This is a genomic window from Niallia sp. RD1 (assembly GCF_024219955.1).
Classification (GTDB): domain Bacteria; phylum Bacillota; class Bacilli; order Bacillales; family Cytobacillaceae; genus Niallia; species Niallia alba.
On record NZ_CP100420.1, the window covers coordinates 3094085 to 3105784 of the forward strand.

At 36.9% G+C, this 11700-nt stretch carries 13 protein-coding genes, 1 pseudogene and 1 riboswitch; of the genes and pseudogenes, 13 read left to right on the forward strand and 1 reads right to left on the reverse strand.

Features of this window, described 5'->3' with window-relative positions:
- Positions 1-6 precede the first annotated feature (6 nt).
- From NKG37_RS14700 to NKG37_RS14750, 11 genes are all read left to right on the forward strand, one after another.
- Entirely contained in the window at positions 7-1374 is a 1368-nt protein-coding gene (locus NKG37_RS14700; protein WP_016204063.1) for an extracellular solute-binding protein, read from the forward strand.
- 128 nt (positions 1375-1502) lie between these two features.
- A complete protein-coding gene (locus NKG37_RS14705; protein WP_254414858.1) occupies positions 1503-2540 on the forward strand; it encodes a Gfo/Idh/MocA family protein in 1038 nt (345 codons plus the stop codon).
- A gap of 213 nt (positions 2541-2753) precedes the next feature.
- Positions 2754-3512, forward strand: a complete 759-nt coding sequence (locus NKG37_RS14710) for a sugar phosphate isomerase/epimerase family protein (RefSeq protein ID WP_016204061.1) — start codon at positions 2754-2756, stop codon at positions 3510-3512.
- Between the two features lie 56 nt (positions 3513-3568).
- A complete protein-coding gene (locus NKG37_RS14715; protein WP_016204060.1) occupies positions 3569-4732 on the forward strand; it encodes a Gfo/Idh/MocA family protein in 1164 nt (387 codons plus the stop codon).
- Between the two features lie 82 nt (positions 4733-4814).
- Complete coding sequence (locus NKG37_RS14720) at positions 4815-5633, forward strand: sugar phosphate isomerase/epimerase family protein (protein WP_016204059.1); 819 nt, start codon at positions 4815-4817, stop codon at positions 5631-5633.
- Positions 5634-5646: 13 nt separating this feature from the next.
- The gene (locus NKG37_RS14725) at positions 5647-6417 is read left to right on the forward strand and encodes a sugar phosphate isomerase/epimerase family protein (protein WP_016204058.1); all 771 of its coding nucleotides are present in this window, start codon (positions 5647-5649) and stop codon (positions 6415-6417) included.
- A 310-nt stretch (positions 6418-6727) separates the two neighbouring features.
- Positions 6728-7321, forward strand: coding sequence for a cell wall hydrolase (locus NKG37_RS14730; RefSeq protein WP_254414859.1), 594 nt, complete (start codon positions 6728-6730; stop codon positions 7319-7321).
- A gap of 206 nt (positions 7322-7527) precedes the next feature.
- Positions 7528-7626, forward strand: a riboswitch (TPP riboswitch).
- Between the two features lie 116 nt (positions 7627-7742).
- Complete coding sequence (locus NKG37_RS14735) at positions 7743-8081, forward strand: beta/alpha barrel domain-containing protein (RefSeq protein ID WP_169188251.1); 339 nt, start codon at positions 7743-7745, stop codon at positions 8079-8081.
- Positions 8035-8547: a radical SAM protein gene (locus NKG37_RS14740; RefSeq protein ID WP_254414860.1), complete on the forward strand. Its 513-nt coding sequence runs from the start codon at positions 8035-8037 to the stop codon at positions 8545-8547. Before NKG37_RS14735 ends, NKG37_RS14740 begins: the two co-directional genes overlap by 47 nt.
- 68 nt (positions 8548-8615) lie before the next feature.
- On the forward strand, positions 8616-8903 hold the full coding sequence (locus NKG37_RS14745) for a hypothetical protein (RefSeq protein ID WP_254414861.1): 288 nt from the start codon (positions 8616-8618) through the stop codon (positions 8901-8903).
- Between the two features lie 139 nt (positions 8904-9042).
- Complete coding sequence (locus NKG37_RS14750) at positions 9043-9783, forward strand: serine/threonine-protein kinase (RefSeq protein WP_224428227.1); 741 nt, start codon at positions 9043-9045, stop codon at positions 9781-9783.
- A gap of 408 nt (positions 9784-10191) precedes the next feature.
- Here NKG37_RS14750 and NKG37_RS14755 read toward each other — a convergent pair whose 3' ends face one another.
- Positions 10192-10377 carry a hypothetical protein gene (locus NKG37_RS14755; protein WP_101730586.1) on the reverse strand — a complete coding sequence of 62 codons (186 nt, stop codon included), beginning with the start codon at positions 10375-10377 and terminating at the stop codon, positions 10192-10194.
- Between the two features lie 94 nt (positions 10378-10471).
- On the opposite strand from NKG37_RS14755, the pseudogene NKG37_RS14760 reads away from it, so the two are divergent.
- Together NKG37_RS14760 and NKG37_RS14765 are read left to right on the forward strand one after the other, a co-directional pair.
- Positions 10472-10717: pseudogene (locus NKG37_RS14760) on the forward strand (alkanesulfonate monooxygenase); the annotation flags it as partial.
- Complete coding sequence (locus NKG37_RS14765) at positions 10717-11667, forward strand: ATP-grasp domain-containing protein (RefSeq protein ID WP_016204049.1); 951 nt, start codon at positions 10717-10719, stop codon at positions 11665-11667. The pseudogene NKG37_RS14760 and the gene NKG37_RS14765, both read left to right, overlap by 1 nt.
- The last annotated feature ends 33 nt before the right edge of the window (positions 11668-11700 follow it).

Sequence of the window (11700 nt, forward strand, 5' to 3'; positions counted from 1 at the left end):
TAGAAAATGAAAAAGAGTATATTTTCTAAGACGGCTACTTTTGCCTTTGTATTAATGCTGTTAATAGGTACTGTGCTTGCAGGGTGTAGCTCGAAATCAGGGGGTTCCCAAGGTTCTGATAAAGATGGAGAATGGGCAGGGCAACAAATAACAGTCATGATGATTGGGGATTTTGCCATGGAAGACAAGACAGACCCGATTACTGGTGAGTCTGCAAAAGGAGTAAAAGTATTAAAAGAAGAATTTGAAAAGCAGCATCCTGGCGCCACTGTGAAATTTGTTCTGATGCCATGGGAAGGATACACAGAGAAAACGCAAGCAATGATCACATCAGGAGAAGCGGATGTGTATCAGATGCCAGGTGTAGCTGATTTCGCTCCTCAAGGTGTATTAGAACCATTACAGCCATGGATTGACAAAGATCCAGATTTTAATTTGGATATTTTTATCGATAATCAAATAGAAGGTTGGCAAGCTTTAGGTCCAGATAGCAAGGAGTTGGATATTTTTGGACTTCCATTTTTGGGAGATGCGCGTTTTATCAGTTATGATAAACAGCTATTTGATGAATGGGGAGTAGAATATTTATCTGAATATCCAACGATGGAGGAAGTTGCAGAAAAGGCTAAACAAATGACTGGGAAAAATCCAAAAACAGGGGAACAAAACTATGGTATTTGGTTCCGCGGGGATTGGTCTTCTGCCTTCACTTTAGTAGATCTTGCGGAAGGGCAAAACGGACAGTGGGGAACAGGATTTGCTTGGGATGAGGTCAAATTTAATTTTAATTCGAAAGAAATGTTGAATGGATTGAACTGGCTACTAGATATGCAAAGTTATGCTCCAAAAGGAATTGTGAGTAACCAAGGGAATGAAAAATGGTTAACAAAAGACAATAATATTGCGATTATGTTAAACCAAGGTCCTGGAGATACGGTGAAACCGGCTTATGCACAAGGCCTTGGAGATCGAATTGGCATTTCGCAAGAATTTAAGAATGACGATGGTCAAGGAGGCTTATTTGCTGGAAGCCCAATCACGATTGCAAAAGATAGCAAAAACAAAGAGTTGGCTTGGGAATGGCTTAAATTTGCAACAAGTGATTTTGTCCAAAAATATGTCTATGAGGAACTTGGTCTAGTGCCATCTGTGAAATCGGCAACGGAATGGGCAAGTGTGAAAGAGCAGCCATTAATGCTTCCCGTGTTTGAAGCAATGTCTACGCCGACAACACCAAGATATCCATGGGGCTCATCACAACCGCGCTATATTTTAACATCTGAAATTGAAGCGGCATTAACGGGAAAAAGAAGTGCAGAAGCAGCCCTTGAGAAAGCGCAAAAAGAAAGTACAGAGTGGGTCGAAAATCGATAGAAGAATAGGTTTTATTTTGAATGAAATTAGGTAGTTTGGATACTTCAAACTTTTGAGATGAATGTAAATAAAGAAATTAAAGGGTATCCATTCTACCTCTTTTTTATAAAAAAAGAGGAGAGTGTCTTATGTTAAAAATAGCTGTGATTGGTCTCGGCGATATTTCCGGTATTCATCTCTCTGCTATACTAGCAAATCCAAAAGCTGAGTTAGTGGCAGTTAGTGATATCGATGAAACGCGTAGGGAGATTGTTCAGGGGGTTAATTTTTATACAGACTATCAAGAAATGCTTGAACAGGAGTCTTTGGATTGTGTACATATATGTTTGCCGCATTATCTTCATTATCCTGTAACAAAGGCTTGTGTAGAAAAAGGTATCCATGTGTTTCAAGAAAAACCATTGGCCTTAAATACAGAAGAAGGGCTTAAATTAGTGAGACTAGAAGAAGCTAACCAAAAGGTAAAAATAGGTGTATGCTTCCAAAATCGTTTGAATGAAACGGTGGAAAAACTGCAGCAAATTATCCATTCAAATGAATATGGGCAAATCGTTGGAATAAAAGGAATTGTTACTTGGGCAAGACCTAAATCCTATTATGACAAGAAACCGTGGCGAGGAAAATTAGACTTGGCTGGTGGAGGAGTAATGATTAATCAATCGATTCATACACTGGATTTAATGCAGCTTTTTGGAGGAGAAGTAGCAACGATAAGAGGTTCTGTTGATCAGCTTCTTGATTATGGGATTGAAACAGAAGATACAGCAACAGCTAAAATTGTATTTGAAAACGGAGCAAACGGCTTCTTTTTTGCAACAAATGCAAATGGAAATAATTCCAGTGTTGAACTTCAAATCATTTTTGAAAATCAAAAATTAACAATTAAGGACAATAGGTTAACGATGCTAGATGAAAATGGCAAAAAGGTCATGATAGAAGAAGATACAAAGCTGGATGGCTCGAAATTCTATTATGGAGCGAGTCATACAAAACTAATTGATACATTCTATACTTGCATTATAGCGAATAGCCAAGATTATATTCACGCTAAAGATGCGCTTCCTTCCTTGCAAATGATTGATGCTATTATCCAATCGTCTAATGAAAAAAGGGAAATTAGAATAGATGATATTCTTATTTCAAATAGAAGCCTAGGAGATATGTAGTATGTAAGAAATAAAATAACACAAGATTGGTTATTTTATATATTTGTGCATCAGTGAACATGTAATATGCTTTTTGATTCATTGGAAGGTTAGGGAAAAGCAATAAGAGTAAAATAATTGCCAATAATGAACAAGATAAGATAATGTCTTTCCCCGTATACCGATTAATATAGAGTTATAGACTTTTATTTTTCAAAAAAAGGAGCGAGTCCGATGGAATATAAGTTTGCTGCACAATTGTTTACATTAAGAGAGGAATTAAAAAGAGGGATTGCCCCTGTATTTAAAGAGTTGAAAGAGATGGGCTGGGACGGAGTTCAATTGTCTGCATTGCCTGCTGGTTATGACCCAGTCGAGGTGGCAAAAGCTTTACAGGAAAACAATTTAGGAACGGCGGGGATACATGTCTCTATCGATCGTTTAGAAAATGATCTTAATCAGGTGGTGGAGGAGGTAACGTTATATAACACAAAAGATATAGTTTGCCCCTTTTTACCAGAAGATGTAAGAAATCAAGATGGATATGAGAAGATAAAGGCGCTTTTAAATGAAGTGGCGAAGAAGGCACCAGAATTTCGCATAAGTTATCATAATCACGCATTTGAATTTGACACGGAAATAGATGGGAAATCAGCGTTGGAGTATTTGCTAGAGCCAACGTCTGAAAATAAAATTTTTGCTGAGATAGATGTGTTTTGGGTGAAAAAAGCCGGAAAAGATCCATTGCAATTTCTTAAAAGCTATGCAGAGAGAATGCCAATCATTCATTTAAAAGACATGACGAATGATGAAAGACAAACTTTTGCAGAGGTTGGTACAGGGGTAATTGATTTTGTTCCTATTCTAAATTGGTGCAGAAGCTCTGGAGTCGAATGGTATGCAGTAGAACAAGATATTTGTCCGGGGGATCCGATGGATAGTCTCCAAATAAGTTTAAAGAACCTTAACCAATTAACAAAACCTTTACAGTAGTAAATATAGTAATTAGAAAATTGAAAAGTGAGGACAACTGAAGGAGATGGAGAAGATTGGCTAATGTCAAAATAGGAATTATCGGTATTGGTAATATGGGAAGTTCGCATGCTGTGTATCTAAATAATCGAGAAATTGAAGGGGCAGAATTAACTGCTGTGTGTGACAGTAATCCAGAACGATTACAATGGGCAAAAGAAACATTAGGGGAAAATGTTCAGACGTTTGATCATGTTGATCGCTTTTTGGAGTTTGCTGACATGGATGGGGTTATCATTGCAACACCTCATTATGATCATCCGCCATTAGCAATCAAATCCCTACAAAAAGGTTTTCATGTCTTAGTAGAAAAGCCTGTTGGTGTATATACAAAAAATGTGCGTGAATTAAATGAGATTGCTAGAAAAAGTGATAAGGTATTTGGAATTATGTTTAATCAACGAACAAATCCTTTATATCAAAAGCTAAGAGATCTTGTGGAAAGTGGAGAAGTCGGTGAAATCAAACGAACAAACTGGATTATCACGGATTGGTACCGTTCACAGAGCTATTATGATTCAGGTGGCTGGAGAGCTACATGGGCTGGAGAAGGAGGCGGCGTTCTTTTAAATCAAGATCCCCATCAGCTGGATTTATGGCAATGGACGAGTGGATTGATGCCAAAGCGAGTTCGGGCGTTTTGTGGATTTGGGAAATTTCATAATATTGAAGTGGAAGATGATGTAACCGCTTATGTCGAATATGAAAATGGTGCAACAGGGGTTTTTGTTACATCAACAGGTGACTCTCCTGGAACTAATCGTTATGAAATTTCGGGTGATCGGGGAAAAGTAGTGGTAGAGGATGGGAAATTAACATTTTGGAGATTAAGACAATCGGAAAGGGAATTCAATAAAGAGTATAAAGGTGGATTTGGCGAACCAGAATGCTGGAAAATCGATATTCCCATTCATGGGGAAGCGACACAGCATAAAGGCATCACCGCAAATTGGGTGAATGCTATTCGCAATGGGACAGCATTACTTGGACCTGGAGAAGAAGGGATTAAAGGGTTAGAAATCTCTAATGCGATGCATTTGTCTGCATGGCTGGATGATTGGGTCGAACTGCCAATCAATGAAGACCTATTTTATTCCAAACTACAAGAAAGAATTAATTCATCTACGTTTACAAAGAAAAAAGAGACCAATTTAACGTTAGATGTGAAAGGATCTCATTAAAGGATAGGGCAGATTCATTCTGCCCTGTCCTTTGGTCATATCTCCATAGCAAGAATACTAGTTTTATTAGCGAGGTGTAAAGATGAAATTAGCATTTACGACATTAGGGTGTCCTGATTGGGACTTAGAGAGAATTATCAAAAATGCGGTGGAAAATGGTTATAATGGTATTGATTTTCGTGGGCTTCTGGGGGAACTTGATATATACAAACTGAAAGAATTTTCATCAAATGTAAAAGAAACGGTTCGCCAGTTTAAGGAAGCTTCTTTAGAAATTCCTTGTTTTTCAAGTTCGGTAAAACTGGTTACCCAGTCACAGGAAGAATATGATAGATATATAGAGGAATTAAGACAGTACGCCCTGTTATGTAAAGAATTCAACACCCCATATATCCGTGTATTTGGTGGAGCGATTGGAAAATGGAAGAGAGAGGAAGCAATCGGAATTGCAGAGAAGAACGTGCATGATTACCTTGCCCTTGTAGAGAAATATAATGTCAAACTTCTGTTAGAAACACATGATGATTGGACAGATAGTAGAAATGTAAGAGAACTTGTTCAAAGAGTTTCCTCTAACCATTTTCTTGTATTATGGGATATTCATCATCCGTATCGAACAATTGGAGAAAAACCAGAGACTACATGGGATAATCTTGGGGAATGGGTTTGCTATACACATTGGAAGGACTCCTATGTAAAGAAAGAGACGAAAAGAGGCTATCAACTTTGTCTTTTAGGGGAAGGAGATATACCTCTGCCGGATATAATGGCTCTATTAAAGGACAATGAGTATGATGGCTACTTTACATTAGAATGGGAAAAAAAGTGGTGTCCAGAGTTGGAAGAGCCGGAAATTGCATTTAAGCAGTTTAGTAAGTATATGAAAAATATTCTTATATAAGGGTGTTGATTCCATGAAGTTCGGTTGTTGCGCTGCTATTGATCAGGCAGAGGCGCTATATGAAGCAGGTTATGATTTTATTGAATGTACGGTTGTTTCCCTTTTGCCAGAAGAAAGCGAAGATGTTTTCAAAAATATAGTAAAAAAATATCAGGAATCACCTATTCCGATTGAAGCGTTTAATATTCTTCTGCCAAGCGATTTGAAAATCGTCGGTGAAAGTGTGAATCATCAGCGAGTGAAAGATTATCTAACATCAGCTTTAGAACGGGTGCATCGAATTGGAGCCAAAACTATTGTATTTGGAAGCGGGGGTGCTAGAACCTTCCCAAAAGGCTATCCAAAAGAAAAAGGGGAAGAGCAAATAGCGATATTTTTATCGACAGTAGCAGATATTGCGGAACAGCTAAACTTAACAATTGTGATTGAACCACTTAACAGAAAAGAATCGAATGTAATTAACAGTATTCCTGAGGCTGTTGAATGGACAAAGAAATTAAAGCGAAAATCATTAAAATCATTAGCTGATTTCTATCATATGGTAGAAGAAAACGAACCACTTGCCCATCTTTATGAACAGAGGGATTTTATTCATCATATACATGTTGCCGATTCTAATAGATTAGCTCCAGGTACTGGTACGTATCCATACTCAGAGTTTGCTAGCATTATACATAAAGCGAACTATGATAGCAGAATCTCCATCGAATGTAATTGGCGAAACTTTGAAGAAGAAATTGGGCAAGCACTTGATTATTTAAAAAAGCAGTTTTCTTTCGAATAATGATGTGGATATAGGAAGATTAATAGAGTATAGGCGCTAAATGAATTTAGTGCCTTTTTGCACGGGATTTTCTTCTTTTAATATTACAAACAAAAATCACACCGTAACAAACCTACCTAAATTCCCTAACTAAGGATATTATTAGCAAACTAACTTGATTGGTTAACACTTCCACCAATATTTTGAACCCTTACCTAGCAAGACATCAACCTAGCAATCTATTACTTACCACTTTTTGGACGATGTATAGAAATATTACATCTGCTAGCCTAATAATAGACACAGAAACGACTACTAGGAGGTAATAGATTTGAAGAAATTAAAGAAGCTGATAGTAGCCGCTGGATTAGTGTTATCTATTTCAGCATTTACATTAATAGATCAAGCAGAGGCCGCAACCAATCGAACGATACAATCTGGGGACACTTATTGGAAAGTGGCAACAGGTTTTGGGATTCCTGTAAGTGATTTAATGAAAGCTAATAAGAATAAACCTTTAATTACGGGTCAAAATATGATTCTACCAAATGCAACAGTTTCACCAGCCGATAAAGATTTAATGGCGCGACTAGTACGTGCTGAGGCAGTTGGTGAACCTTACGCTGGGAAGGTTGCAGTGGCAGTTGTTGTCTTGAATCGTGTAAAAAGCGATCAATTTCCGAACAACATTCGTAGTGTAATCTATGAAAAATCAAATGGGTATTATGCCTTTACACCAGTTAAAAATGGAGAAATTAATAAGGCAGCGGATGCAGAATCAAAAAGAGCGGTTAATGAAGCAATTGCTTTAGGTGGACAAGGGAATGGTTCTCTTTATTTCTTTAATCCTAAAACAGCTACAAGTAACTGGATTTTAACACGTGAAGTAACTGTTACCATTGGAAATCACCGTTTTGCTAGATAAATAGTGGAGCAGCTCTTATATTAATATCCCTAATAGAATATTTCTTTTTGAAAGAGGCTATCCAACGGTCAGTTAGCTGACTTTGGCTAGCCTTTATTGATACCATGAAGGATTAATTCGAATAATGAATTTTTTCATAATTCGTTTTTTTGTAACATTTTCTTTTTGTTTTTCTGTTATCCTATATATGTAAGTAATTGCATAGATTGAAAAGCTAGGGGTGCCATTTTTGGCTGAGAGGAGAAATCCGACCCTTTGAACCTGAATTGGTTAGGACCAACGGAGGGAAGCTTGTAATATACAGTTGTTATGTAATTTAATGTGATACTGTCTATAAGCTCACTCCATTGGGGTGGGCTTTTTATTGTGTAATTAGCCAGTAATCAAAGGACGAAAACAATGTAGAATTGGAGGATGGAAAATGAAAGATACACTTGTAATTGGTGGAGAAGAATTTACTAGTAGACTATTTGTTGGAACAGGTAAATTTGCAAATCATCAGCAAATGGAGGAAGTACTTGAGAAATCGAATACGGAGGTTGTGACAGTAGCTCTTCGCAGAGTAGATATAGAGGCAAAGGAGGAAAACATTTTAAATAATATTCCAGCTAATATGAGATTAATGCCAAATACATCAGGTGCAAGAACTGCGGACGAAGCTGTACGAATTGCAAGGCTAGCAAAAGCAATCGGTATGGGTAACTGGGTTAAGATTGAGGTTATTTCCGATCACAAATATTTATTACCAGATATATTGTAGCTTTAGTTTTACAAATCCATTCCCTCGAAGGCGTTTAACGATTGAGGAAATTCAAAAGGAAGCTCAAGTTATTGCAGATATGGGGATTAAACACATTATTTTATTGACCGGGGAATCCCGCCTTCATGCATCAGTTGAATATTTAAAAGAAAGCTTAACCGTATTAAAACAATATTTTTCCTCTATTGCTATCGAGATTCAGCCTTTAGATGAAAACGATTATAAAGAGTTAGTAGATGATGGTATTGATGGATTAACAGTTTATCAAGAAGTATACAATGAAGGTATTTATCGAGAAATTCATAAAAAAGGACCAAAGCGAAACTTTAGATATCGTCTAGAAACTCCAGAAAGAGGGGCAGAGGCTGGAATGCGTTCATTAAATGTTGGGGCATTATTAGGCTTAGATGATTGGAGAAAAGAATGTTTTTTAACAGGTGCCCATGCTAGCTATTTACATATTTAGAAACTGAAGTTGGAGTATCTTTTCCACGCATACGCCCACATGTTGGTAGTTTTCAGCCGAAAGATCTTGTGACAGATAAAAATTTAGTGCAAGCCATTCTAGCATTTCTCCTTTTTCTTCCGAGAGCTGGTATTAATCTATCTACTCGTGAAACGGCTGAATTTAGGGGAAAATTGATTCCTTTGGGAGTGACAAAAATGTCTGCTGATTCTTCCGCAGTTGTTGGCGGTTATTCAGATCCACACGCAACACAAAGCCAGTTTGAAATTTCAGATGATCGCTCAGTCGAAGAAATAAAAGTATTACTAAAACATAAAGGCTACCAACCAATGATGAAAGATTGGCAAATGTTATAACGGATCGGAAGTAATCTATTGTGGAAAAATGGTAACTGTAGAAAAATGAAAGTTTTCTTTCAAATTAAAACGATATTTTTGTTACAATAAAAACATAGAAATAATCAGCAGTTTTTCTGCGGATAAGGAGTAAATCGTTTTGAAATGGAGTTACTTAACTCGGTGGTACTTTGATCGGCCACTGAAGGCTGGAACAAGATTGAATACATATGAAGTCGAAAAATGCTTGGGATTAGGTGCGTATGGAATGATTTATTTGTGCAAGGATACTCGTTTAGGCAAAAAATACGTCATCAAACAATTACGTCCAAGTAAGGGGAGAAAACAGCAAGAACACGATCGTTTTAAAGATGAAATACAATTATTGAGCAAAATAAGTCATCACTTGGTTCCTTCCTTAACTGGTGAATTTAGTATAGAGAACCAGCATTATTATGTGATGGAATATGTAGAGGGAGATAATATAGAAGATTTATTATTTTTTCATAATAGAAAGTTTACAGAATTAGATGCGTTAAATATGATGAAACAACTTCTTTCTATTATAAAGTATTTACATCAACATAATATTTTTCATACAGATATTAGACCACCAAATGTTATCGTCCATCAAGGAAAAGTGCATTTAATTGACTTTGGACTTGCTAAACAAATATCTGAAAGGGATAAGAATATAAGCAATTATCGACAAGATGATTACTACGATTTTGGCCAGATGATTTTGTTTTTGTTGTATTCTACGTTTAAAGGGAAGAAAAGCAAGCGGCGTACATGGATAGAGGAATTAAGCTTGCATCCTGCAACCATAAAATTCCTCAAAAAACTATTGGGAATTTCTGATCCATTTGCCAATATGGTTGAAATTGAAAAAGACTTATAGGCTGCGATTGGAATATTACAAGAAAATTAAAAGGTATAAACTAAAGGCAGGGACAGAACAAAATATATAATAGATAAAGAAGAACAATCTCTAATTTAGTAGCGAAACCAACTCGTTCCATCATTATTTTTAAAAGAAAATATAATTTAGTAGGAAATACAAAGCAGACGCAATACACGTAGACTCCTATGGGAGCTGCGAGAAAGTCCAAGACCCCGCAGGAACGAGGAGGCTTGGCGCTCGCCCCATGGAAAGCGAAGTGAATTCCGTCAGCGGGTGATCACCACAAACCTTCTTTCTTAAAATGAATAAACCCCAAACAATTATACAAACTTTTCTTAGCATGTACGTATAATCGTTTGGGGTTATTGGGTTGAAAATACTTATGTCCCAGCTTCTTTAGTACCTTTAGCTACTATGCTTTCGGCGTTTATAATAATGGCTGCCCCCATAGGGATTACGTTTTCGGTAGTCGGAACTACTGTAGCTTTTATGTTTTCGATAACCTCTTCTATCACTGCTACTATATTTTTTATAGCTTCTATGACGGCGGCTATTGCTATAGCTACCAGAAAATTGCTGTATTTTCTTCATGATTTTTCTAAACATTTTATCACCTCTTTTGAGATTCATCTAAGTATTAATTTTAACAAACAATGCAAAAGTATAACGGAAATTTACAAAAAAAATAAATAAATCTCAACTAGAACAACAAATAAAGTTATATGACTACTCTGTTTCCAATCGTGGACTCCGTCCTAATTTAATCGGAACACCTGAACAAATAGCGAAAAGAATCCTAGATTATGAGGAAGCCGGAGTTGATTTATTGCTTCTGCAATTTTCTCCACAGCTTGAGGAAATGAAAAACTTTTCCGAAAAAGTTATGCCATTAGTTGAGACATTAAGAAAAGAAAGAGAAGTGACTGGGTGATGAGTAAAATATACGTTATTCATGAAAATAGTGAGTGGACGGTCCATTTAACAAAAAGACTAGATGAATTAAATTTGCCGTATGAGGAATGGGACTTATCAGAAGGTAGCTTCGATTTACTCCAAGAGCCGCCGGAAGGGATTTTCTATAGTAGGATGAGTGCTTCTTCGCATACTCGGGGTCACCGTTATGCTGCTGAATATACATCGGCTGTATTGGAATGGCTAGAATCTCATGGAAGAACGGTAGTAAATGGCAGTAGCGCTTTAAAGTTAGAGGTGAGTAAAGCAGCTCAATATGCTGCCTTACAAAAGCATGGAATTACAACTCCGAGAACGTTGGTGGCAACTGGTAAAGATCATATTATTGCCGCAGCAAAACAGCTTGGCAACCCTTCTTTTATTACAAAGCATAATCGGGCAGGAAAAGGCTTGGGTGTTCGCTTATTCCATTCCATAAATGAACTTGAGTCATATGTGGAAGGACCGGAATTTGAAGAACCAGTCGATGGTATTACCTTAATTCAACAGTATATCGAAACACCAGATCAATCCATTACAAGATGTGAATTTGTTGGTGGGAAATTTGTTTACGCAGTGAAGGTAGATACAGCAGGAGGATTTGAGCTTTGCCCAGCAGATGCATGCCAAATCGATGATCTATTCTGCCCTGTCGGTGAACAAGTGGAAGAAAAACCGAATTTTACTATCCAGCAAGGTTTCAATGAGCCAATCATCGAAAAATATGAACAATTCTTAGCTTCACAAGGAATTTTAGTAGCTGGAATTGAATTCATGAAAGATCAAAGCGGTACTATTTATACGTATGATATTAATACAAATACAAACTACAATGCAGATGCAGAAAAAGAAGCTGGCATATATGGAATGCTTCAATTAGCCACTTATTTAGGGGATGAGTTGAAGAGTAGGTATGGAGTTTCGAAATAAATAAGAAAAAGGGATAGATGTTGATTGTATCTA